Source organism: Halobacillus sp. ACCC02827, assembly GCF_030291935.1.
In the GTDB taxonomy this organism is placed as follows: Bacteria; Bacillota; Bacilli; order Bacillales; family Halobacillaceae; genus Halobacillus.
Genome location: NZ_CP128168.1, coordinates 340,598 through 362,435 on the forward strand (window position 1 = coordinate 340,598; position 21,838 = coordinate 362,435).

26 protein-coding genes are annotated in these 21,838 nt (G+C 47.6%); 16 read left to right on the top strand and 10 right to left on the bottom strand.

What is annotated here, in order from left to right:
- The first annotated feature begins 16 nt into the window (after positions 1–16).
- Both QRD89_RS01825 and QRD89_RS01830 read left to right on the top strand, forming a co-directional pair.
- Complete coding sequence (locus QRD89_RS01825) at positions 17–463, top strand: YueI family protein (RefSeq protein WP_008633043.1); 447 nt, start codon at positions 17–19, stop codon at positions 461–463.
- Between the two features lie 248 nt (positions 464–711).
- On the top strand, positions 712–1,365 hold the full coding sequence (locus QRD89_RS01830) for a peroxiredoxin-like family protein (protein ID WP_286096184.1): 654 nt from the start codon (positions 712–714) through the stop codon (positions 1,363–1,365).
- 203 nt (positions 1,366–1,568) lie between these two features.
- On the opposite strand, the gene QRD89_RS01835 is transcribed toward QRD89_RS01830, so the two are convergent.
- Complete coding sequence (locus tag QRD89_RS01835; RefSeq protein ID WP_008633040.1) at positions 1,569–1,769, bottom strand: hypothetical protein; 201 nt, start codon at positions 1,767–1,769, stop codon at positions 1,569–1,571.
- A 556-nt stretch (positions 1,770–2,325) separates the two neighbouring features.
- Between QRD89_RS01835 and QRD89_RS01840 the strand changes: the two genes are divergently transcribed.
- Positions 2,326–2,979 (top strand): lytic transglycosylase domain-containing protein, encoded by a 654-nt coding sequence (locus QRD89_RS01840; protein WP_026577001.1) that lies wholly within the window; start codon positions 2,326–2,328, stop codon positions 2,977–2,979.
- Between the two features lie 40 nt (positions 2,980–3,019).
- On the opposite strand, the gene QRD89_RS01845 is transcribed toward QRD89_RS01840, so the two are convergent.
- Positions 3,020–3,571, bottom strand: a complete 552-nt coding sequence (locus QRD89_RS01845) for an NADPH-dependent FMN reductase (protein WP_026577000.1) — start codon at positions 3,569–3,571, stop codon at positions 3,020–3,022.
- A 245-nt stretch (positions 3,572–3,816) separates the two neighbouring features.
- Here QRD89_RS01845 and QRD89_RS01850 point away from each other — a divergent pair, with 245 nt between their 5' ends.
- The 6 genes from QRD89_RS01850 (at position 3,817) to QRD89_RS01875 (ending at position 7,039) form a co-directional block, all read left to right on the top strand.
- On the top strand, positions 3,817–4,089 hold the full coding sequence (locus tag QRD89_RS01850) for a YkvA family protein (protein ID WP_008633033.1): 273 nt from the start codon (positions 3,817–3,819) through the stop codon (positions 4,087–4,089).
- A gap of 86 nt (positions 4,090–4,175) precedes the next feature.
- Complete coding sequence (locus QRD89_RS01855; protein ID WP_008633032.1) at positions 4,176–4,592, top strand: organic hydroperoxide resistance protein; 417 nt, start codon at positions 4,176–4,178, stop codon at positions 4,590–4,592.
- A gap of 98 nt (positions 4,593–4,690) precedes the next feature.
- Positions 4,691–4,984 carry an iron-sulfur cluster assembly accessory protein gene (locus QRD89_RS01860; RefSeq protein WP_236096532.1) on the top strand — a complete coding sequence of 98 codons (294 nt, stop codon included), beginning with the start codon at positions 4,691–4,693 and terminating at the stop codon, positions 4,982–4,984.
- A gap of 60 nt (positions 4,985–5,044) precedes the next feature.
- Positions 5,045–5,656, top strand: a complete 612-nt coding sequence (locus QRD89_RS01865; RefSeq protein WP_008633029.1) for a metal-dependent hydrolase — start codon at positions 5,045–5,047, stop codon at positions 5,654–5,656.
- Between the two features lie 187 nt (positions 5,657–5,843).
- Positions 5,844–6,866 (top strand): AimR family lysis-lysogeny pheromone receptor, encoded by a 1,023-nt coding sequence (locus QRD89_RS01870; RefSeq protein ID WP_026576998.1) that lies wholly within the window; start codon positions 5,844–5,846, stop codon positions 6,864–6,866.
- Positions 6,867–6,883: 17 nt separating this feature from the next.
- Positions 6,884–7,039: a hypothetical protein gene (locus QRD89_RS01875; protein ID WP_161484934.1), complete on the top strand. Its 156-nt coding sequence runs from the start codon at positions 6,884–6,886 to the stop codon at positions 7,037–7,039.
- Between the two features lie 40 nt (positions 7,040–7,079).
- On the opposite strand, the gene QRD89_RS01880 is transcribed toward QRD89_RS01875, so the two are convergent.
- On the bottom strand, positions 7,080–8,588 hold the full coding sequence (locus QRD89_RS01880) for a BCCT family transporter (protein WP_026576997.1): 1,509 nt from the start codon (positions 8,586–8,588) through the stop codon (positions 7,080–7,082).
- A 272-nt stretch (positions 8,589–8,860) separates the two neighbouring features.
- Here QRD89_RS01880 and QRD89_RS01885 point away from each other — a divergent pair, with 272 nt between their 5' ends.
- From QRD89_RS01885 to QRD89_RS01905, 5 genes are all read left to right on the top strand, one after another.
- Complete coding sequence (locus tag QRD89_RS01885; RefSeq protein WP_286096185.1) at positions 8,861–9,370, top strand: nucleotidyltransferase domain-containing protein; 510 nt, start codon at positions 8,861–8,863, stop codon at positions 9,368–9,370.
- A gap of 198 nt (positions 9,371–9,568) precedes the next feature.
- A complete protein-coding gene (locus QRD89_RS01890) occupies positions 9,569–11,086 on the top strand; it encodes a glycine betaine uptake BCCT transporter (RefSeq protein WP_286096186.1) in 1,518 nt (505 codons plus the stop codon).
- 140 nt (positions 11,087–11,226) lie between these two features.
- Positions 11,227–12,042: a DUF368 domain-containing protein gene (locus tag QRD89_RS01895; protein ID WP_062515728.1), complete on the top strand. Its 816-nt coding sequence runs from the start codon at positions 11,227–11,229 to the stop codon at positions 12,040–12,042.
- Positions 12,043–12,116: 74 nt separating this feature from the next.
- A complete protein-coding gene (locus QRD89_RS01900) occupies positions 12,117–12,434 on the top strand; it encodes a thioredoxin family protein (protein WP_008633019.1) in 318 nt (105 codons plus the stop codon).
- 55 nt (positions 12,435–12,489) lie between these two features.
- Positions 12,490–13,572 carry an FAD-dependent oxidoreductase gene (locus tag QRD89_RS01905; RefSeq protein WP_008633018.1) on the top strand — a complete coding sequence of 361 codons (1,083 nt, stop codon included), beginning with the start codon at positions 12,490–12,492 and terminating at the stop codon, positions 13,570–13,572.
- 51 nt (positions 13,573–13,623) lie between these two features.
- On the opposite strand, the gene QRD89_RS01910 is transcribed toward QRD89_RS01905, so the two are convergent.
- From QRD89_RS01910 to QRD89_RS01930, 5 genes are read right to left on the bottom strand one after another with little or no spacing between them, the layout of a single operon-like run.
- On the bottom strand, positions 13,624–14,271 hold the full coding sequence (locus QRD89_RS01910; RefSeq protein WP_026576995.1) for a TVP38/TMEM64 family protein: 648 nt from the start codon (positions 14,269–14,271) through the stop codon (positions 13,624–13,626).
- The gene (locus QRD89_RS01915; RefSeq protein WP_286096187.1) at positions 14,268–15,236 is read right to left on the bottom strand and encodes an ABC transporter ATP-binding protein; all 969 of its coding nucleotides are present in this window, start codon (positions 15,234–15,236) and stop codon (positions 14,268–14,270) included. Before QRD89_RS01915 ends, QRD89_RS01910 begins: the two co-directional genes overlap by 4 nt.
- On the bottom strand, positions 15,233–16,033 hold the full coding sequence (locus QRD89_RS01920; RefSeq protein WP_286096188.1) for an ABC transporter permease: 801 nt from the start codon (positions 16,031–16,033) through the stop codon (positions 15,233–15,235). Before QRD89_RS01920 ends, QRD89_RS01915 begins: the two co-directional genes overlap by 4 nt.
- Positions 16,030–16,890: an ABC transporter permease gene (locus QRD89_RS01925; protein ID WP_286096189.1), complete on the bottom strand. Its 861-nt coding sequence runs from the start codon at positions 16,888–16,890 to the stop codon at positions 16,030–16,032. Before QRD89_RS01925 ends, QRD89_RS01920 begins: the two co-directional genes overlap by 4 nt.
- The gene (locus QRD89_RS01930; RefSeq protein ID WP_286096190.1) at positions 16,871–18,100 is read right to left on the bottom strand and encodes an ABC transporter substrate-binding protein; all 1,230 of its coding nucleotides are present in this window, start codon (positions 18,098–18,100) and stop codon (positions 16,871–16,873) included. The genes QRD89_RS01925 and QRD89_RS01930 overlap by 20 nt, the downstream gene beginning before the upstream one ends.
- A gap of 143 nt (positions 18,101–18,243) precedes the next feature.
- Between QRD89_RS01930 and QRD89_RS01935 the strand changes: the two genes are divergently transcribed.
- Both QRD89_RS01935 and QRD89_RS01940 read left to right on the top strand, forming a co-directional pair.
- Positions 18,244–18,831, top strand: coding sequence for a class I SAM-dependent methyltransferase (locus QRD89_RS01935; RefSeq protein WP_062515722.1), 588 nt, complete (start codon positions 18,244–18,246; stop codon positions 18,829–18,831).
- 33 nt (positions 18,832–18,864) lie between these two features.
- The gene (locus QRD89_RS01940; protein WP_008633007.1) at positions 18,865–19,119 is read left to right on the top strand and encodes a DUF2164 domain-containing protein; all 255 of its coding nucleotides are present in this window, start codon (positions 18,865–18,867) and stop codon (positions 19,117–19,119) included.
- Between the two features lie 35 nt (positions 19,120–19,154).
- Here QRD89_RS01940 and QRD89_RS01945 read toward each other — a convergent pair whose 3' ends face one another.
- Both QRD89_RS01945 and QRD89_RS01950 read right to left on the bottom strand, forming a co-directional pair.
- Entirely contained in the window at positions 19,155–20,822 is a 1,668-nt protein-coding gene (locus QRD89_RS01945; protein WP_286096191.1) for a methyl-accepting chemotaxis protein, read from the bottom strand.
- Between the two features lie 15 nt (positions 20,823–20,837).
- Positions 20,838–21,782: a BMP family lipoprotein gene (locus QRD89_RS01950; protein WP_008633005.1), complete on the bottom strand. Its 945-nt coding sequence runs from the start codon at positions 21,780–21,782 to the stop codon at positions 20,838–20,840.
- Between the last annotated feature and the right edge of the window lie 56 nt (positions 21,783–21,838).

A 21,838-nucleotide genomic window follows, 5' to 3' on the forward strand; every position in this document is an offset into this window, starting at 1 on the left:
AGAATGAGGTGCACGTATGAAGAAACGTAACGTCGATGATTATTTGCAGGAAGGGATATACGGGACGCCGGAAACCAAACCTTCCGAACGGAAGCAGTACTTAGGAACCATCCGTGAACGAGTGATTCTTGTTCTTACGAAAGGACAGGTTATGCAGGGAACGGCAAAGAAGGAGCTTTCATCCCGGATGAAGCAATATAAGGATGCGACTCTGTTGTTGAACGGGGAAGTGAGTTATCGCTTTCTCAGTCCATACATGGATATTGCTGAAGAGGAGAGCATCCATCATACCATGGTTTCCAACCAGGAAGCGGATACGGATACAGGACTTGTCCTGACCGTTGATTATCCTGTGGAATTGGAGGATGTAACGGTTAATCCTTCCGTAACTGGCGTGGAAGAAAAAAGTGTCCAGCGAGGTTGGAAAGGGTGGATGCGTTCCCTTTTTAAGCCGAAGGAATAAAGTAAGGAAGAAAACGACTGCCGGGCGGAGGCTCGGGAGACCGTGCGTATACGTCTCGTTCGGTTTGTTGAAGCCTGCCCGCATCCTCTTGTTAGGAGAGAAGCCATCCCAGGCACATCGATGACTGCTGCTATGGATGTGGATAGGATATGGCCTTTTTTGCTGATTGTATGAAGACGTATCATTTTATGTTGAGAAAGATTCGAAGTAAAATGAAAATCGAAAATGATCCAAAAGGAGTTTTTCGAATGACAACTGATATGCGCAGCCAGTTTGAGCAATATATCAAGAATTTTAAACAAAATACTTCTAAGGAAATTCAGGACAAGATGAGTAACGCCATCGATGAATTGGAAGCCTCTGAAGAAGGCAACGGTCTTTCCAAAGGAGAAAAAGCACCGGACTTCACCCTTCCAGATGCTAAAGGCGGTCAGGTTCAGCTTTCCGAACAGCTTAAGTTTGGTCCTGTCATCGTGACCTTCTATCGTGGCGGGTGGTGTCCTTACTGCAACATGGAGTTGCGTGCGTATCAGGAAATCCTGGATGAGATCCATAAGGAAGGGGCTCAGCTAATTGCCATCAGCCCGCAGACTCCGGACCAGTCCATGACGACCCAGGAGAAAAATGACCTGCAGTACCATGTGTTGAGTGATGTTGGAAACAAAGCAGCCAGGCAGTTCAATCTCGTTTACAAGCTTCCGGACTATCTTGTTGAAGTGTATAAGGGCAAAGGACTGGACGTGGACAAACATAACGGAGACGATTCCTGGACGCTTCCAGTTTCCGCGACTTACATCATTGATACAGATGGTTCGATCGTTTATGAATATACTAAATCTGACTATAAGGACCGTGCAGAGCCTTCAGAAGTTCTACAGGAGCTGAAAAAGGTAAAAGCGTAAATAAAAAGACGTCCCCCACGTGGAGGACGTCTTTTATTTTTTTATACCTTTCTTTAAAAATCTACCTTCGGAATAAAAAGGACAGGGTTAATTTCAGACCATAGACTAAAAAAAAGACTGTCGAGGAAGTGCTCGGCAGTCTTTTTGAATGGAAGCGGACATTGACTTCACAGGAGGACGAGAACGGATGCTTCTTCTGTCAATTACCTAAACTGTCGGAACAGTCTTGATAAGCCAAGGATAATAAGTGCGAAAGAAAATAGAATCATTGCAATGTACCCGGCATAGTAAAGGAATTGATCGAAGAAATTACCGGCTGTGTCACCGATGCTGAACAAAGCATACCCGGCGATCAGTACAGATAAATAAAGGAATACACGACCATCAGCTTTCAAATCCACCATGTCTTTCACCTCCTCTCCTCACCAATATATGCAGGAGGGAGAACCATTATTTATCTTTTCTCCATAAAATTCGACAGCTTGTCCACCGGCATAAAGAAAAACCCCTTTCCATAGTGGAAAGGGGGATGGCACGTACTTTTCATTGAGGGAAGCAGACCATGAAATCTACAGGCTATTTTTCCTGGCGGGGAAAAATAGTAGGGTGATTCGACGTAAGAGACAAAAGAGAGTACCTATACCGATGATGAAGGATTCGGTCCTTCATCAGACAAATGTGCAGAACGTGGACAACCAGAACACGCCCGGCACGGTGAATAACGAGGATCTCTTTTGTTAACTATATTGTAACATTTTCCGACTGTCATCCGCTTTGGGAAAAGTAAAGATGGAAGGTGCTAATGGTTTGGGCTTTTGTCGAAGTATTTTCACAAGTTTTTACTTGTTCTGGAAAAGTGTGTGTTTTTTCGACTTTTTTCACTACAATCAAATGGCAGATTGTCGACTCATTGGGATTGATGTAAAATAATAGATAATAAAAGGTTGGAGGAATGAAAAGGTGGATATCCGTAATTATCAGTACTTGATTCAGCTGCAGGCAATGTCAATGATGAGCGGCGGTATAAATCAAACGTCCGGCTTGATGCAGGGGCCGACGTTCCAAAGCCTGCTCCAAGCGGCTATGTCTTCTCCGTTCGGCAGTCAGGATGATGAAGGCGGAGAGGCTCCGATGTTATCCGTTGGTTCCAATACGTACAACACTGTCCCGCTGTCCTTCTCTTCTCTTCCTTCTCCACAGCCGGAACCGGTAGAGAAAGAGGTAGTGCAGGAAAGCACGGCACCGAGTTCCATCGATCAGTTGATTACGAAAGCTGCCGAACGATTTGGTGTAGATGAACGCCTTGTCCGTGCGGTGGTCCATACAGAGTCGAACTTTAAAGCAGATGCAACAAGCCACGCTGGTGCGCAGGGACTCATGCAGCTCATGCCTGCGACAGCTAGAGCACTGGGAGTCAAGAATCCATTCGACGCAGAGGATAATTTAATGGGTGGAACGAAATATTTAAAGCAGATGCTGGACCGCTATGATGGAAATAAGAAGCTTGCGCTGGCCGCTTACAATGCGGGACCGGGAAACGTGGACAAGTACAACGGTATTCCACCTTTCCGGGAGACACAGAATTATGTCGGCAAAGTCCTTGCCAAAACATGAAAAAACCTGACCGGATCCCTATGTGGGACGGTCAGGTTTTTTATTTATCCGGCTCTAAATGCCGGCTCATCTGCATGTATTTATTAAATACGACGGTCATTTCTTTTAAACGGTTGCGCACATCCTCATCGATCAGTTCTCCCTGGGTGGAGAAGTGGTTCGTGTGGGTGTAGACATAGTTCGGTGTCACCATACAGCGGAAGTAATTCAAGATCGGTTTCAATTGATTCTCGATGACCAGATGGTGCTGCAGTGTACCGCCGTTTGCTACGATCGAAACGGGCTTATAACGCATGGCCAGCGGGGATACTGCATCGAAAACATTCTTTAACGTTCCAGGAATGGATCCTTGGAAGATGGGTGTCGCGATTACATAGGCATCTGCACTTTCTACGGCCTGAATAAGCGCCTGCATATCTTCATTATATTCGTCCGCAGGCCTCCCATCGACGAATTGCAGGTCATAATTCTCCAAATCGACGATCTGGGTGTCGTGGGTGTCCGGAAGGTTTTGTATATATCCTTCTATTTCATTTAACAATGTTCTCGTTTTCTTACCGACAATTGTTCCATTCAACAATAAGATCCTCATCAACGTTCTCTCCTTTATTTTCTAGAACCTAACATAGCGTATGCAAAAATGAATGAAGTGGGCTTTATAACAAGTGCTGATATGTATGCCTGTGTAGAAACGGTCGATGGACCGACTATATCGAATAAGAGAAGTGCCGGTCCCGTCCATTTCATGGTAAAGTATCACGTAAGTTAAAGCAATCGTAAGCGGACGCTGGTACAGCGGCTTAGGTGCCGTTATAATGAGGTAGAGGAGTGAAGATCATGATCAAAATGCTCAGACGGATCAAGTTCCTTCTACATATAAGAAAATCGATACCTTTCCTCATCCGTTTCTTTCGATCGGCAGAAGTGACCCCCTGGAAAAAATGGCTTTCTTTGCTGTTTTTGCTCGGCTATGTCGCTTTTCCGTGGGATTTAATACCTGATTTCCTTTTGGTCATCGGTTTTATCGATGATCTCGCTGTCCTGACGTTCGTTCTACAGCTTATGGTGAGGATGGCTCCGGATTCGCTGAAGGAAGAATATGAGGTATAGGAGGATTAGGAAGGTTTAATGTAGGGAATTATGAGGTATGAGTTTATTGTGAATGATTTTAAATAATCAGTCGAGGAGTGGTGATTTTGAGTAAAGCAATGTTTACAGCACACGCAACAGCTAAAGGTGGACGTAACGGCCATGTCATTTCTGATGATGGTTTGATCGATTTGAACCTGGTCCAGCCGGGTGAAGGAAATGAAAAAGGTTCCAACCCTGAGCAGCTGTTTGCTGCCGGATATTCTGCATGCTATGACGGTGCATTGAACCTAATGGCAAGCAAGCAGAAGAAAGACATCGATTCAGAGGTCACTGCTGACGTAAGTCTGTTGAAAGATGAGTCGGACAACGGCTTCAAAATCGGCGTTGTACTTAATGTTGATATTAAGGGAGTGACGCAGGAAGAAGCTGAGGAGCTTGCGAAAGCTGCCCACGAATTCTGCCCATACTCCAAAGCGACTCGTGGTAACATCGAAGTAGAACTTAAGCCAAGAGCTGTATAAGTCATACCTTTAGAAGCACCCGTTTTCCGGGTGCTTCTTTGTTTGCAATCCTGTTATTTTATCGATTCGGAAAAGTGTGGTATTTTAGAGGCGGAGGGATGAAGGTCATGAAGATAACCGATCAAGCAAGAGACTTACTGCATCAGATCTTAGAAGACGAAGAAGCCGGTTGTCTCCGCCTGTTTTTTGCCGGGTACGGCTGCGGGGAACCTGATATCGGAATGACGATCGGGGAACCTCAGGCAGATGACGAACTGCATCAGATCAACGATATCCCCGTTGCAATCGACGGGCGGATCATGCATCTGACGGAAACGTTAACGATTGAAGGCAAACAGACGATGGAAGGACCGAAGTTTCAATTAAGCGGTCTACCGGAAAAAGAGTGTTGACTTCCCACTATCCAGCTGGATGTGGGTTTATTTTTTAAACAGAGAGAGGTTCGAAACATCATGATGGCACGTGGACACCAGGTCGTCGGATTCACTTTCGGGGTGGGTGCCTTGACGCTGCTTCCTTCCTTTGAATTGGTTTCCGAGCGACCATTTCAAACGATCTTATATTTTGTCTTTGTTTTATTCGGTTCCTTATTACCAGATATCGATACACCGACATCCACGCTTGGCAGTAAGTTCTGGAGAGGATTGATGACGGTGTTTACCCTCGCTTTCCTCTGCTACTTATTTGCACCTCAGTACTTGGATACATACAGGGATGAGCTGAAGATCTTCGTCATGCTTCTGCTGCCCATTCTAATTATGATCCGCGGTCATAGGAAAATGACCCACTCGATCCTGTTCGTGAGTCTGCTGGCATTATATGGTTACATATTGGAACAAACGTTGAATATCCCATGGTTTTACCTGGGAGGTTTGATGATCGGTGTTGTATCCCACCTTTTCGGGGACTACATAACAAAACAGGGTATCCCTCTTGGGTATCCTATATCTAAAAAGTACGTACAGTTTTTATTTACATTTAAGACGGGTTCCAGTACGGAGAAGGTACTGATATATGGGCTGGTACTCTGGAATGTATGGTTTCTGACCTCCATCATTTTTTAATTGTGCAGCACGAACTGATACAGTAATACTTGATCGTCCGCCTCTCGAGAAGCAGCAACCTTCTCAGGGGCGGTTATCTTTAGGTGTATTCTAGGTAATATAGCGGCATACCAATTGGTTTGTACTGGACAGGTGGAATTTTATTCAATAAAATGTAAATAAGCATAAGAGAGGAGTCTTGGTGCTTATGGTGAATTATAAGTTGATTGAGCCGAGTCCGCTTACAAGTCTGCAAATGAACCGAAGCTCTTCGTTATATACCATTTATTTGAATAACTTGAAACGTTATTCCAGAATAGAAGCACTTAATCAGACACGGGATTTCATCTTCGCCCATACTCCTGATCAGTTATCCGAACAGATCGCCTCGATGGAATTTCTCTACATGAATGATTTGTTCGATGATCTAACATGTTGGATGAATCAGCCGTGCATCAGGAAAGATGTGTCTTTTCTTTACAGTATCTTGATGGATCGCCGCCAAAGAAAATCAACGATGGACCGCGTTCATCAACTGAAGGCTATCCGGTTTACGAACCCTTCCATGCATTGTCTTCACCTCTTCACCCTCGTTTATTCCTACTATGATTTGAAGATGTACACAGCCTTGGATAAATATTTAGATGACTGTGAGATTGCGCTTCGAGCCGTGGATGAACCCCTCATGTATTATTATTTGAATCAGAGGTACCAGGAGCTCCTTTTCCAGCATTATTGGAAGACAGACAACTCTATTCTCGCCAGCCGGTACGCTTATAAGATGATCAATACAGAACTTTCACCGAAGCGGAAGTATCGTATGTATCATCACCTGGCCTTATGTCTACTCTTTGACGGATATAATTCTGCCATCGAGCCGCTCAGTAAAGCTCTGGAAATCGCAGAGAGAATCAACGAAAGACCTCTCATTGACTCCGTTCTTCACCGATCGCTTCCGTTCATCTCGGCTTTCCATCATAAGACGGAGGGAGTCACTACACCGGACCCTGTGGAGAATGCACATCTTTGTATTGTGAAAGGGGATGTGAAGCGGGCGAAGGATTTCCTGCGGACGCTTCCTGTGCTGACTCCTTTTCAAGAGAGTTACATGGGGCTTGCCGAGCGGGATGAAGATCGGTTGAATCTTGCACATAAACGATTTATTACCGAACGTGGGGACCATTTCTTTGCACGTGTACCTTTGGAATTCTTGAAACGAATACAATCATAATTGGAGGCAGATTTTTCATGAGAAAAATGCTGACGTTGCTGTTCCTTTTTGTATTGCTTTCGGCCGCAGGTGCTTCGTTTTCAGATGGTCATACGTATGCGAAAGATCCGGGCGACCCTGGTATGGGCTCCGTTCATCCTGACAAAGATCCGGGCGATCCCGGCATGGGTTAAACAAGAAGACGCCTCCTTTAACAAGGAGGCGTCTTCTTGTTTATTTTTTCCGTTTTCTTTCCGGTAGAGGTTCTCTACGGATCATTTTCGTAAAGGCGTAAACGAAAATGATCAGAATGATGGTAAACGGCAGGGCGGAAACAAGAGAGGCCGTCTGCAGCGCATTCAGTCCTCCTGCGACGAGTAGAACAGCCGCAATAGCCGCCATTAGTACACCCCAGACGATTTTAATCGGGAGAGAAGGTGTCAGGCTTCCGTTCGTCGTCATACTTGCAAGGATATAAGTGGCGGAGTCTGCCGATGTAATAAGAAATGTTGCAATTAATAAGATAGACAGCATCGACATGATTCCTGTCAACGGAAGGTATTCATATGTTTCAAATAAAGCGACGGTGATGTCGTTACTAACAGCAGATGCAATCGATGTTCCACTGTTAAGGTCACTGTTCAATGCCGTACCACCGAAAGTGGCGATCCATAGGCAGGCGATTAATGGCGGCACGACAAGCACACCGAAAACGAATTCCCGGATTGTTCGTCCCCTGGAAACCCTCGCAACGAATGCTCCGACGAATGGAGACCAGGCAATGGCCCAAGCCCAGTAAAAGATCGTCCAGTCCTGCAGCCATCCATTGTTTCCCTGATAAGGCGTAAGCCTCAAGCTGTAGCTGACAAAGTTGTTCAGATAGTCTCCTAGTCCCAATGTGAAACTGTTCAGGATGAAAACAGTAGGGCCTGCAATAAAGACAAACAGCAGGAGAAGAAGACACAGACCGAGGTTCAGGTTGCTCAACCATTTGATGCCTTTATTCAATCCTGTGCTTGAAGAGGTTAAGTATAGAATAAGCAGAACGGCGGTGATAAGTAATTGGCTTGTGGTGTTGTTCGGAACATCAAATACGGCATTCAACCCGCCGTTCATCTGCAGGATGCCGAGTCCGAGAGAGGTGGCAATTCCCATTACCGTAGCGATGACGGCCAGGGAGTCTGTCGTGTTTTTGACCACTTTGGATTTGCCGAGTACAGGTTCGAGAGCCGTAGAAATCAGGCCGTTCTTATCCTTCCGGAACTGAAGGAAGGCGATGATCAGACCGACGATGGCGAACACCGACCATTGGCTGACACCCCAATGGAAGAAGGAATATCCCATAGCGACTCTGGCTGCTTCTTCTGTTTGTGGTTCGAGGTCAGAGAAAGGGGTCTCAAAGAAATGGCTCATCGGTTCTGCTACTCCGTAGAAGACGATTCCTACCCCGAATCCTGCGGAGAACAGCATCCCGATCCATGTGAAGAATGGGAATTCCGGTTTGGAGTCTTGAGGACCGATTTTGATTTTGCCGTACTTGCTTATGCTCAAAATAATAAGAAATAGGACGAATCCGAATACGGAAATCAGGTAAAACCAACCGAAATTCAAGGTTGTGAAATCGAATAAAGTGCCGGCGACGTTCCCGAACCCTGTCGGATTGACGGCCCCGATCACGACTAAAATGGCTACGACGGTTGCTGAAATAAGAAAAACTGGATTTTTTAACTGTTCTTTCATCATACTCCCCTTTCATGAATCAGATAATAGGTCATTCAATATAGCCTTCCCTACATTTTCCTGCAGGAAACATCAGCATTCTTCATACGATGCTTCTTATTCCTCCCGAAGCAGTCTTCCCCTGAAACAGGTCGTAATTCTAAGGATTTTCCTGTAAGCATTTCGTTCCACCTCCTTTCTATGGTTCTTCATTCTACCAAACAAGGATAGGTTTGTAAGAGTGGGCTAGGATGGGCCGGGATAGGTAAACATAGAGAGAGAGGAGGAGGAAAAGCATGTTTGAGCCGTGTAGAAATATTGGAGACTGGATGAGGGACTTTCCTGGTAGATGGTGGGTGGCGGGAGGCTGGGCAGTGGATCTTCATATAGGAGAAGAAACCCGTCATCATCATGATGTGGATATTGCTTTAATAGAGCCTGAGGACAGCAGCTTCTTCCGCGATTGGTCCCCGCTTGGGACATCTCCCAGTGGAAGTCTCCGTGTACTTGCTCCTACAGGGGAGGAAGTAAATGTGTGGCTGCAGGAACAGGAAAAGGAGAGGTTCCGTTTCTCCGCAGCTGTTCATTATGATCTATCTTCCATGCATCTGCGCTCGGAGAACGGGCTGCCTTACTTAAATCCGGAAATTGTCCTTTTGTATAAAGCATTTTCTGATACGGAAAAGAACGAAGCAGATTTCAAGTTGCTGTATCCTCACTTGAATGAGCATCAAAAAGAATGGCTGAAACAAGGATTAATGCATCATCGCCCGCAGCATCATTGGTTGATCCGGCTGCTGTATTGATGTTTGTTATATAGCTGCGGGATAAAATTATTAAAGGCTTTAACTTTATTGTGACGGGCGTTACGGTCATTATGCTCAGGAAGAAAGTCCGCTTTTCTGTTTATATTTTCTAAGTATGGGTATTCGTCTATAAGAACTTCCATGACCGGAGGATGCCTCTTACCCGGGAATCTCACCAGGTCGGAAAGGAGACGAATGATGAATAAGGTTACATCCGTATTTTGGATCACATTAGCCATCGCACTATTGTCGGTCGTTTGGGGGGCGGTGGCACCCGGCAACTTAGGGGAGATCACAGGTAGTATTCAAACCTACATTTCTGTCCATTTCGGCTGGTATTATTTATTGATTGTCACAGGTTTCGTACTATTCTGTCTGTACATGATCATCAGCCCATACGGGAAAATCAAATTGGGAAAACCATCAGATAAACCGGATTACAGTTATCCCACATGGTTTGCAATGCTTTTCAGCGCAGGGATGGGGATCGGACTCGTCTTTTGGGGAGCGGCCGAGCCGACAACTTTTTTTGCATCCGACGCACCTTTGTCGGAAACGGGTTCTGATGCCGCTCTTAACGAAGCGATGCGGTTCGTTTATTTTCACTGGGGTGTGCATGCTTGGGGAATTTATGCCATCGTCGCGCTTGTGCTCGCTTACTTTAAGTTCCGCCGCGGAGCACCCGCTTTGATCAGTTCGACCCTGGAACCGCTTTTTGGAGAGAAAATGAAGGGGCCGTGGGGGAAACTGGTGGACGTCATCGCTGTATTCGCAACGATTGTAGGTGTGGCAACGACACTTGGGTTCGGGGCAGCGCAGATCAACGGCGGCCTTACGTATCTGACTTCCATTGAGGATTCTTTTGGAATCCAATTGACCATTATCCTGATTGTTACGGTGCTGTTCATGATGTCTGCTTATACAGGGCTAAGTAAAGGGATCAAGTACTTAAGTAATACGAATATGATTTTGGCAGGTCTGCTCCTGCTTGTGATGCTGATTGTCGGACCGACTTTATTCATTTTGAATATGTTCACAGATACAATCGGTGCATACTTACAGAACCTTCCAGGAATGAGTTTCCGTCTTGCGCCGAACAGTGAAGAAAGCAGAACCTGGATCAATGACTGGACGGTTTTCTACTGGGCCTGGTGGATTGCCTGGTCTCCATTTGTAGGAATCTTCATCGCCCGTGTTTCTAAAGGGCGGACGATTCGGGAATTCCTTTCCGGTGTCCTGCTCGTCCCGTCAGCCATCGGATTCCTTTGGTTTTCCACATTCGGTTCCTCTGCCATTCAAGTGCAGAGAAGTGGAGATGCAGACCTGACCCAATTAGCGACAGAGCAGGTATTATTCGGCTCCTTCGACAATTATCCACTCGGTTTGATTATGTCGATTATCGCGATGTGTCTGATCGGTACATTCTTTATTACATCAGCAGATTCCGCTACGTTCGTGCTCGGAATGCAGACGACGAACGGTTCACTGACACCGCCAACGATGGTCAAGTTCGTCTGGGGACTGATCCAATCATCCATGGCTGCGGTACTGCTGTATTCAGGTGGACTGCAGGCACTGCAGAATGCTTTGATTTCAGCCGCTTTCCCCTTTTCCTTCGTCATGATTCTCATGGTCGTATCCTTGTACAAGGCGCTGCGTGCCGATAAGAAGGCGATAGAAAGGGATAATGAACAAATGGAAAGGGATTCCGCTTAACCGGCAGTTTTTATCTCCCGCTCATCCGTAACCGCTTTTTCACTGTTTTTTAATTATTTTCATGAAATTGTATCATTAAGGAGATTCGAAGTCTGATAGAATAGAGAGTGACTATGCATGTCGCAAAGGAGTTATGGATGATGTGGGAATGGAAGAACATATACCGCGGACTGCTGATGGGAGCGAGTGATGTCGTTCCGGGAGTCAGTGGAGGAACCATCGCGGTCGTTTTAGGTATTTATGATCGTCTGATTGAAGCGATCAATGGAATATTCAGCAGGGAATGGAAACGGCATCTTCGTTTTCTCATCCCGCTTGGAATCGGTATTGGTATATCGATCGTCCTGCTTGCTAATGTAATTGAATGGTTGTTTGAGCATTATCCTGGTCCGACCCAGTTTTTCTTCCTTGGTCTGATCATCGGAGTCCTGCCTTATTTAGCGCATAAAGCGGATATGAAGCATACCTTTAAAGCTCAGCATTACCTGCTGCTTCTGATCGGTGCAGCCGCGGTCGCTTCTATGGTGTTTTTCCAGACAGGAGAATCCGAGCCGCTGCAAAACATGACAGCTTCAACGTATCTGCTGCTCTTCTTCTCGGGTTGGATTGCCAGCAGTGCTATGATTCTGCCGGGCATCAGCGGATCGTTCATTTTGCTGATCATCGGTATCTATTCGACGGTTGTCAGCGGTATCTCTGATTTCCGGATCGACATCATTGCCGTGGTCGGTATTGGAATTCTGATCGGACTGATAACGATGAGTAAAATCGTCAAGTTTTTCCTGGAGAATTATACGGCTGGGACGTTTGCCGTCATCATCGGATTGGTGATCGGGTCCGTCTTCGTCATCTTCCCGGGAGTTCCGGAGAACGGTGTCATGTGGATCGTCAGCATCGTTACGTTCCTTGCAGGTCTGGCAGCGGCGTGGCTGCTCGGAAGAGTCGAATATAAATAAGCAGAACGTAAGACAAAAGTTCCAGATTCTATTAAGATGGAAGATAGATTGAAGCACAAAGGAGAATGGAAGATATGGAATCTATTCATACTGTTGATACATTCAACGAAATCATTGAAAGCGAGCAGCCGGTTATTGTGAAGTTCCAAGCGGACTGGTGCCCGGATTGCCGCCGTATGGACATGTTTATCGGAGATATTCTCGAGGAGTACAACGGATATCAATGGTACGATGTTAATCGTGATGAACTTCCGGAAATGGCGGAGAAATATGAAGTCATGGGCATTCCGAGTCTCTTGATTTTCAAGAACGGTAATAAACAGGCACATCTTCACAGTGCGAACGCGAAGACTCCCGAAGAAGTGCTGGAGTTTTTGAAAGCAAGTCTTTAATCGGTACGTCCACATGGTCCCCATGTGGACGTTTTCTATAAGGAGGTTCTGCCATTTGTACAAACGGTTGTTATTGGTTGGTGCGGGTCATGCCCATTTAGAAGTGTTGCGCCAGTGGAAGGAGAATCCGCTTCCGAACGTACAAGTATGTTTGATCTCGCCAAACCGTTACCAATATTACTCAGGAATGTTCTCCGGTTTTACAGAGGGTATCTATGAAGAGGAAGAGACACGTGTAGATCTCAGGAGGCTGACTATAGATGCCTGTGTTCACCGGATTCAAAAGAAAGCAGCGAGGATCGACGTTCGTCATAAGAAAATCATTTGCGAAGATGGATCCGCTTATCCGTTCGATGTCGTCAGCTTTGATATCGGTTCTGGGAGTCTCCCCCCTGATTTTGCAGAGTCGCCTGCGCGCTCGGTCAAGCCGAATGACGAATTCATTGAACAAATGAAGGAATTGCGGGAAACACCGATGCCGCTCATTATCGGTGGGGGAGCGGCCGGGACGGAGCTGGCTCTGTCGATGCAGGCCTATAAAGAGATGCAGGGGATTCCCGGCCAGGTACGTATCATTACATCCGGTCGCATTTTGTCGGATGCGCCAAAATGGGTCTCTACGAAGCTGGAAGGATTGTTGAGGGAAAAGGGTGTGCGAGTCTGGGAGCAGGAACGTGTACAGGAGGTTTCAGACTCCCATGTCCATACAGCTACCGGCAATCAGGTTCGCCACACAGGTGTGCTCTGGCTGGGCGGAGCTTTCGGTGATACCGTCTTTGAACGCTCGGGTGTGGAAGTGGATGAACGGAGTTTTGCTTACGTTCGTTCGACCTTACAATTCGAAGGGTTCGATTACATGTTCGGTGCGGGCGATTGTGTCACCATGATGGATCATCCCGATCTGCCGAAAAGTGGTGTCTATGCGGTAAAGCAGGGGCCGGTGTTGTTTAACAATCTAAGAAGTTATCTGGATGGGAAAGAACTGCAGCATTTCTCTCCTCAGAAAAATGCCATGTATATTCTGTCGACAGGCGGAAAGCGGGGATTCCTTATCTATGGACCGCTCAGTGCCCATAACCGGCAGGCTTGGAAGATGAAGCATAAAATAGACAAAGAATTCATGGCCAAATATCAATAAAAAAGTCTTTGACGTCTGTCCTTCAGCACAGGACTCGTCAAAGACTTTTTTTCAGCGTATTTTTAACCATTCTTTCACTTTATTGCGGAATAAGAAAGTAAGAACGAGGACGAAGGCGAAGACGCTGAAAGCTGCAATGATCAAGCTGCGGTTCCCGCTGGCCAGACTTGTACCTACTAAACTGTAGGCAAAAGAACCGGGAAGCATCCCTATGACGGTAGCGAGCAGGAAAGCAGAGAGGCGGACTCTTGTCATTCCGGCAAGGTAGCTTAAAATATCGAAACCGACTAGTGGGATAAGGCGCAGAATGAATACATACAGAAAACCTTGACGCTTCATCCTCGGATAGACCGCTGCCGCCCATTTGGATTCTTCGAATTTCAGGACGGAATCTCCGAAGAAACGCCCCATCGCATAGCCGGTGATCGATGCTGCTGTCGCTCCGATGATGATATAAAGGATTCCGGGCCACAATCCGTAAGCGAAGGCTGCGGCGAGCGAAAGGATCGAAGTCGGAAAAACAATGATCGGACCGGCGGCATACAGCAAAATGAAGAGGGCCGGCCCCCACGCACCGAAGGATAGGATGTAGGAGCGGATATGATCCGGGGATACGTTCAGTTGGCTCCTCACGATAAAGACTGCGAAGAGGAACACAGTTAAAACGACGAGAGCCCGGCCGATGCTTTTCCTGCTCACTTTATCCCCGCCTGAAAGGTACGAACGTCCGCCTTGTTTACATATAGAAGTACGTCCGTTTCTATAAGCGAGCGGTCCTGGAGAGGGATGGCAAGCTTCTTCTCCAGCTCAGGAAGCTCGATATGAGCGATGGGATGGCCGTGGTTGTACGTAATGTGTTCCACCCTTCCCTGAAAAGTCAAGCTATCCTCTTCTTTTTCCGACGAGTGAAATCTTACATGCTTTAAAGGCACGTAGGTCCGGTCATCAATGATAAAGTGGCCACCCATGAAGGATGCGACGTGGATGTTGGCAGGATAGTCATGGAGCGTATCCGCATCCCCGATCTGCTGAAAGGCTCCATCCTGAAAGAGGGCGATCCGATCCCCCATGATCATAGCTTCCTCCAGGTCATGCGTAACGAACAAAGCGGTCGTGTTCCGTTTCACTAAAAAGTCACGCACCCAATAGCGCAGATCCTGGCGTAGATGAGGGTCGAGGCTGCTGAATGGTTCATCGAACAATATAACTTCCGGTTCTGTCGCCATAGCCCTGGCGAGCGCGGTCCGCTGCTGCTGGCCGCCGGATATTTGTGATGGGAAGTGGCTTCGGTAATCTGTCATTCCGATGGCAGCAAGCAGCTGCTCTATCTTTTCGGGCGTGTATTTTTTGGATACTTTCGCTCCGTACGTAATGTTTTCTTCCACAGTCATATGGGGGAACAGGAGCGGTTGTTGAAAGACGAGGCTGATATCCCGTTGATTGGCTTTCTGCCTCGTAATATCCTGTCCGTTCATCAGGATTGTTCCGCTTGTCGGTTTTTCCAGGCCGGCAAGGACACGCAGGAGGGTGGTTTTCCCACTTCCTGATGGTCCGACCACACTGAGTATCTGACCTTTTTCCATGGTAAAGGAAAGTTCACTCAATACGACCGGTCCTTTAAACTGTTTAGTGATCCGTTGAATTTCCAGAGCTGGGCTTGTCATCGTTGATTCCTCCATCGTGTATGAGTATATGGGAGGAAGGAAATCATTCCTTCCACTATGGCATACATAGCTAGTGGTACGAGTGCGAACCAAATGGAGAAGGCGGACATCAGGGACGGATCGGCATTCTCCATGAACGGAAAGAAAACCATCGGAAGGGTCCGTACCTGTCCTCCCCCAATGATCGAAGTTATCGCATACTGACTGAGACTGATGACGATCGTCAGGAATGTCGTGCTCCGGATCGCCGGCTTCATCAGGGGCAGTTCAATGGTAAACAGCTGCTGGAGCTTTCCTGCTCCCAGTACTTCGGGCTGCTGCAGCATGGAAGATCCGATCTGCTTATAGGTGTTATGGAAAATCTTGATGCTGTAGGGAACCGTCGGGATCAGGTGAATAAGTATGACGCCTGCTGCTGTGTCTGCCAACCCGATTCGGATCATCCAAAGGTGAAGGCCCATGGTAATGGCAAGAACGGGAATAAGCAGGGGGGCAAGCAGGAATGCTTCCAGAATCGCCTTGCCGCGGAAAGTTGTCGTCGCAAGAGCTTTTCCGGCGGGGAGGGCGATCAGGAAGTTGAGGATAAGCACACTGAAAGCTATTAGAACGGATGTCCCTGTCGCTTCGATCAAATAAGGGTCATTCCAAAGCCGCTGATAGCTCGTCCATTGAAGCGTGATCCCATTTCCTGTGTGGAACCGGAATGGAGCGCTGATGCTCTGTAAAAGCAAAAGGAACAGAGGAAATACGAATACTCCCCCTGTGACCAGGTAAAACAATGTTTTCTTCAAGGTCATAAAGATTCTCCTTTCGCTCTTCTCCATCTCCTTCTGTTTACAAAGGCATAACCGACGACAGCCAGAGCAAGCAAGAGAATGCTTATAGAAATCATTGCAGCAAACGCAAGCGGACGATCATCCCAAGAGCTTCCATAAAACCAGTCATAGCTTAATACCGCTGCCATTTCTGGATAAGTCGTTCCAAGCAATGCCGGCACTTCATACGCAGACAAGGTAAAGGCAAAGACGATGAGGAACGTCTCGATCAAGACGGGGGTGAGGCTTGGCATGTCCACTGTTTTGAACTTCTGCCAGCCGCTGCCGCCCATCGTTTCGACAAGGTCATAATACTCCCTGTTTATTCCTGCATACACAGGGAAGAGCAGCAGAATGACAAGCGGGAGTTCTTTCCATACATAAGTAATGATGATGCCGATCCCGTTCGGGTCCCGTGTCCAAATCGGGAAAGCTTCCGTGCCGGCCAACAGGCCAAAAGAAGTCAATGCTTGAGCCGCCACACCCGATTCCGATAAGAGCAGGAGAACGACATACCCCCATACAAAATGAGGGAAGAGCATTGGTATCCAGACGAGGAGCCGTGACGATGTTTTCTTGAGATAGGTATAGAAATACTTGGTCATCACGAGCCCGATGACCATGGAAAGGGACGTGGCAAGGAAAGCCGTTTGGACACTGAAGCTGATGGAGCTTATGAATCTCCCGTTGTCTGCAAGCTCTTTATAGTGCGTAAGCCGCACACTTCCGTCATCCATCAGGCTTTGGATCATGCCGTTTGCCAATCCATAAAACGGCATGACCAGAAAAAGAAGGGATGGAAGCAGCAACCACAGGCTCTTAGTCCTGAACGATTTCATTAAACCATTCTTCCGTCATCCATTCGACATAAGAAGCTGCTGATTCGGGCAGAAAGCTTTCTTCCAATTTTTCTACAGGAAGGACACTATCGCCCCGATCAACCGCTTCAAACTGTTGCTTCTGCTCTTCCGGCAGCAGGTCGAGGCTGATCGGTGTGTTGTCACCCCAGGAATCGGGCTGAAGCTTGGCCAGTTGTGCCTCCGGAGACAACAGGAAATTGATGGTCGTCAAAGCGCCTGGTTTGTTCGGACTATTGAACGGTACAGACAGGAAGTGGGTATTTCCGATGGACCCCGGCTCCATGACGAAGGATTTCGTTGTTTCAGGAAATACGCCGTCTTCGATTAATGATTCTGCGCGTGCTTCGTTGTACCCCATCGTCATCCATACCTCGCCTTCGCTGTATAGACGGTCCAATTCAGTCAGGTCATTCGGATAATGTTCGCCGGACCGCCAAAGATCTTCTTCTATATCCTTTAAATAATCCCATGTCTGATCTGCTGTCGGCTTGATGGTCTCTTCATCGAGAGGCTGATCATAGATGTCCGAAGGCTTGTCTGCCTTTGCGTACAAAATATGCCGCAGGAAGGCATTGCCGGAGAAATCTTCTGCGCGCGGGTACGTAAATTTACCTGGGTTTTCGTGGATCCACGTTTGCAGTTCCTCAAAAGTTTCCGGCGGGTTTTCAATTTTGGCGGAATCATAGAAAAAGACGAATTGAACTTTTCCCCATGGGGCCTCCATTCCATCCACCTCTGTGCCGAAATCTTTTTGAAAGGCTGGTGAGTCCGTATCATAATATTTCTGGAAATTGGGCAGACCGTCGGTGATTGTTCCGCTCAATAATTTGTTTTCTTTAGCATTTTTGAAATTTTCGCCGTTCAGCCAGATAAGATCGATCGATCCATCCTGTTTGCCGGCTTGTTTTTCGGTTTGGAGCTTCTGCAGAATTTCCGGTGTGTCCATCGGCACGCGCTCCAACGTTACACCAAACTGTTCTTTCATGCGGGGAGCTGCCCATTCGTCGATATATTGGTTAATGCTTTCATCCCCGCCCCACATATGTAAACGGACGGTAGTATTCTCAGAAGCTGATTCGATGGCCTGCCAGGATTGGTCCGACCAATCGGTGCTGTTCGGTTCCTGGCTGCACGCAGATAAGAAGACCAGGGCAGCCAGAAAAAGCATGAGACTGAAAAACTTGTTCATGAAATTCCTCCTCTATCTATTCCATCTTTATCATCCATTGGACTCTTTTCTATCATACAAACAAAAAGACAGGAAGGAAACTATTCCTGCTTCCTGCATGCGGAGGGGCTTCCCGGGGTATGAAAGGACTAGGAGGTGTCGACATGCTGTATGAACAGTTCGCAAAACCGGAAGGATGGATTGGTAAGCTCGCTGGAAAGTATATGGAACGGGAGAATGAAGCGTTGAACGAATGGACCATCCATTTTCTTACCTTGGAAGAGGGGGACCGGGTGTTGGAGATCGGCTTCGGTTCGGGAGGGGCATTGAAAAAGGCATTGGAAGTACCGGGAATCCATTTGTTCGGAATCGATCCATCGGAAGCGATGGTGTACACGGCACTGCGCCATCTACATAAACGGGAGAGTACTGCAGATGTCTGCCTCTATCACGGAGAAGCATCTCAGGTGACCACTTTCACTCAGCCGCTGGATAAAGTCTACGCCGTCAATAACAGTACGTATTGGGAAAAGCCGCTGGAGACGCTCCTCTATTTGCGGGGGCTGATGCGGAGAAACGGGAAAATCGCGTTAACCATTCGCCCGCACGAGGACGGAGCGGGGGATGATACAGCAGAGTTGTTAGGCGGCCAGCTGCAGGCCCTGCTGGTCAAGGCTGGTTTTCAACAGGTTCGCATCCATCTCCGTGACGCCAAACCGAACGATGCCGTCTGCGTGACAGGAATGGCGTGAGAGTATGCTACGATGGGGGAGGAGGGATGAAGCATGAAATCGTTGACGAAAGAAGAACGGGAATATTTGATCGATCAGGTGCAGCAGCATTTTGAAATGGAGCGGAACGAGGTGCTCGGAGAGCTTGCGGCCGATCACTTCGTCCAGTGGATGGCAGAGGAAGCAGGTCCGATCTTTTACAATAAAGGTATCACGGATGCCAGACGGATGGTAGAACAGAAGGTAATGAACATCGATGAGGACCTGCTTTCGTTGGAAAGACCGGCAGGCAGACCGAAGAGAAGATAAAGAAAACCGCTTCCTCATTGAGGAGCGGTTTGTTTTTATGCTTGTTCTTTATTCCAGCGGAAGTGATCGATTTGTTCGTTCAGCTCTGTCACCATGGTGGTCAAATGGGCCGCCTCCTTGCGTAAGTGTTCAAAGGCGGACTGCTGTTCCACGGTTGATGCAGAAATTTCTTCTGTACCTGCCGCTGTTTGTTCGATGACGCTGCTGACGTTCTCCATGGAAGCGTGGACGTTTTCGCTGCGGTCTTTAGAGTGAGAGAGTTCATCGACAAGCTCTTCCAATCGGGTATCTATTGTTTTTACTTGATCAGTAATCCTTTCAAAGGCGGTCTCTGATTTGACGGAAGCACCGGTTTGTTCCTTTGCCAGGGAGAGAGCAGCGGTCATCTCCTTTTCAATGCTCCGGACACCGTTTCTTATTTGGCTGACCATGTCGGATATATCTGCCGTAGCATTGGTCGATTGATCAGCAAGTTTTCTTACTTCTTCTGCAACGACAGCGAAGCCTTTCCCGTGTTCCCCGGCGCGGGCCGCTTCGATGGCAGCATTCAAAGCAAGAAGGTTCGTTTGTTCGGCTACATCATTGACGACTTTGATCGTCGTATCGATACGGTCGGTGTATTGGATGAAGTCCGTGACCGATTTCTCGACACGAGAGAGGGAAGCGCTGCTTTCCTCCATTAACGAACGTTGACTCGTGACACTTTCTCTTCCTTCTTCGACAAACGCCCGCGCCTGTTTCCCTGCTTGTCTCGAAGCCGATCCCAGCTCTGTGTTTTTTAAGAAGCTGTGGTGCAGTTCCTCCATTAAGGAGGCGACATCCTGCATGTCATTGGATATGGACTGGCTTCCCGCGGCCAACTCGTCCGTAGACTGAGTAACTTGGTCGGAGACTTCCGTAAGGGCATGCATTTCTTCGTTCAATTTCCCGCTGAATGTACCGACTTGGCGGCTGATTTGGTGAACGGAAGACACGGTTCCCCGGAGTTGATCGACCATCGTTTGAAACGATCGTTTCAATTGCCCGATTTCATCTTTCTCTTTGTCCATGACCACGAGCTCCGTCGTCAAATCACCGTCCGCAATGCTTGCTGCTTTATCGGCAAGCGCGCGAAGCGGTTTGGCGATGTGTTTCGTCAGTCTGGTCGTAGACAGGATGGTCAGGACGAGAAGGACCGTGGCAGCAATGATGGTAAATGTAATCAGCTGACGGATAGCATCCTTCTGCCTGTCTATTTGGTTCTGATACCAGTATTGCCCTTCCTGCTCCAGCATGTACACGTCATTCGTTATTCCGGCCGTTCTGGAAGCCTGCCGCTGTACCTCATTGACATCGCTGTCCGCCAGTGCCTCTTGTGCCCGGTTCTTCCAATCAGCAAATTTCGCTTCTGCCTGCTCGTACCAGCGTTTTTGAGCGGCTGTTGTGACGAGGGGAGCTACTTCTTTGAATGACTCTTCCATCTGGGCGATCTGCGTTTCCGCATCCTCCTGGAAAGCAGCGGATGGGTTATATCCATAGGTAGTTAACGCTTGTTCCACTGTGACAAGTCCTCCGTGCAGTTCTTTCGTTTCTAATAGAATCTGCACGTCCTGATTCGATGATTGCTGCAACTTCATCATTTGGAAAACGATGAAGCCGATCAGAATAAGGCATATGAACAGGGGGATCAGCGTCATTATGTATAATCGTTTCGCAATGGTCATGATCGTTCTCCTCCTTTATTCCTTCCCGTCCGCCTCGTCGATCATCTGTTCGTCTGCTTCTGTCCATTCGATGATCCGGACAGGTGCAAGTCCGATTCCGTTCTCTTTGATCCCAAGCGTCTCCGGTCCTGTAGTGATTTCACCGGTTTCCTGCAGTTCTTTCATGACTCTGTATAACGCCACGTTGACGTTTTTCAACATGGAAGACACAACGGCATCTTCCGCTACGAAGAATTGGTCCGTATCGACACCGAAGGCATAGATCCCCTGATTTTGTGCTTCTTTCAATACTCCAATTCCGGCAAATCCTGCAGCAGGGAAAAGGAAGTCCGCGTTCTTATCCGCCATATCAGCAGCTAATCGGGCCCCTTCTTCATCGTCATCGAACGAGCCGGTATAGCCTGTCAGAACCTTTGCATCCGGGTTCACGGCCGCTACTCCTTCCCGAAATCCCTTTTCGAAGTTTTGAATAACAGGCATTTCTTCTCCTCCGATGAATCCGACCACATCGGATTTTGTTTTGGAACCGGCAATCATGCCTATCAATCTGCTGCCTTCTTCATCTTTGAACAGGATGGATCGGACGTTCTCTTTTTCAGATACAGCATCGATCAACACGAATTTCTGCTCCGGGTATTTATCCGCCAAGGCTTCAATGGCAGGTTGGGAATTGTATCCGAGTCCAATGATCACGTCGTGACCCTGTTCAATCATTTCTTCCGCCTTTGCCTCATAGTCTCTATCGAATGGTTCTCTGTAATCGAATGTAATGCCAAGCTCATCCCTGGCCTGTTCCAATCCTTGAAATGCCGAGTCACTGTAGGCGTTATCTCCAAGACCGCTTTCTGTAACGAGCAGTCCGGCAGAAAAGGTCTGTGCCGTTGCCTTTTCTAAGTTTTCACTGCATCCGGTAAGGATCCATAGCGCAAGAAACATGTACACGAGCAATCGAACTTTCAACGTTAGCCACTCCTTTTGTATGATGTCTGACATCTATTAAATCGGTAAGCCGATCT

Bases quoted from the DNA above. Each gene is read 5' to 3' on its own strand.
- QRD89_RS01825 (WP_008633043.1), top strand. From the start codon at position 17: ATGAAGAAACGTAACGTCGATGATTATTTGCAGGAAGGGATATACGGG.
- QRD89_RS01830 (WP_286096184.1), top strand. From the start codon at position 712: ATGACAACTGATATGCGCAGCCAGTTTGAGCAATATATCAAGAATTTT.
- QRD89_RS01835 (WP_008633040.1), bottom strand. From the start codon at position 1,769: ATGGTGGATTTGAAAGCTGATGGTCGTGTATTCCTTTATTTATCTGTA.
- QRD89_RS01845 (WP_026577000.1), bottom strand. From the start codon at position 3,571: ATGAGGATCTTATTGTTGAATGGAACAATTGTCGGTAAGAAAACGAGA.
- QRD89_RS01850 (WP_008633033.1), top strand. From the start codon at position 3,817: ATGATCAAAATGCTCAGACGGATCAAGTTCCTTCTACATATAAGAAAA.
- QRD89_RS01860 (WP_236096532.1), top strand. From the start codon at position 4,691: ATGAAGGTCATGAAGATAACCGATCAAGCAAGAGACTTACTGCATCAG.
- QRD89_RS01865 (WP_008633029.1), top strand. From the start codon at position 5,045: ATGATGGCACGTGGACACCAGGTCGTCGGATTCACTTTCGGGGTGGGT.
- QRD89_RS01870 (WP_026576998.1), top strand. From the start codon at position 5,844: ATGGTGAATTATAAGTTGATTGAGCCGAGTCCGCTTACAAGTCTGCAA.
- QRD89_RS01875 (WP_161484934.1), top strand. From the start codon at position 6,884: ATGAGAAAAATGCTGACGTTGCTGTTCCTTTTTGTATTGCTTTCGGCC.
- QRD89_RS01880 (WP_026576997.1), bottom strand. From the start codon at position 8,588: ATGATGAAAGAACAGTTAAAAAATCCAGTTTTTCTTATTTCAGCAACC.
- QRD89_RS01885 (WP_286096185.1), top strand. From the start codon at position 8,861: ATGTTTGAGCCGTGTAGAAATATTGGAGACTGGATGAGGGACTTTCCT.
- QRD89_RS01890 (WP_286096186.1), top strand. From the start codon at position 9,569: ATGAATAAGGTTACATCCGTATTTTGGATCACATTAGCCATCGCACTA.
- QRD89_RS01895 (WP_062515728.1), top strand. From the start codon at position 11,227: ATGTGGGAATGGAAGAACATATACCGCGGACTGCTGATGGGAGCGAGT.
- QRD89_RS01900 (WP_008633019.1), top strand. From the start codon at position 12,117: ATGGAATCTATTCATACTGTTGATACATTCAACGAAATCATTGAAAGC.
- QRD89_RS01915 (WP_286096187.1), bottom strand. From the start codon at position 15,236: ATGACAAGCCCAGCTCTGGAAATTCAACGGATCACTAAACAGTTTAAA.
- QRD89_RS01920 (WP_286096188.1), bottom strand. From the start codon at position 16,033: ATGACCTTGAAGAAAACATTGTTTTACCTGGTCACAGGGGGAGTATTC.
- QRD89_RS01925 (WP_286096189.1), bottom strand. From the start codon at position 16,890: ATGAAATCGTTCAGGACTAAGAGCCTGTGGTTGCTGCTTCCATCCCTT.
- QRD89_RS01930 (WP_286096190.1), bottom strand. From the start codon at position 18,100: ATGAACAAGTTTTTCAGTCTCATGCTTTTTCTGGCTGCCCTGGTCTTC.
- QRD89_RS01935 (WP_062515722.1), top strand. From the start codon at position 18,244: ATGCTGTATGAACAGTTCGCAAAACCGGAAGGATGGATTGGTAAGCTC.
- QRD89_RS01940 (WP_008633007.1), top strand. From the start codon at position 18,865: ATGAAATCGTTGACGAAAGAAGAACGGGAATATTTGATCGATCAGGTG.
- QRD89_RS01945 (WP_286096191.1), bottom strand. From the start codon at position 20,822: ATGACCATTGCGAAACGATTATACATAATGACGCTGATCCCCCTGTTC.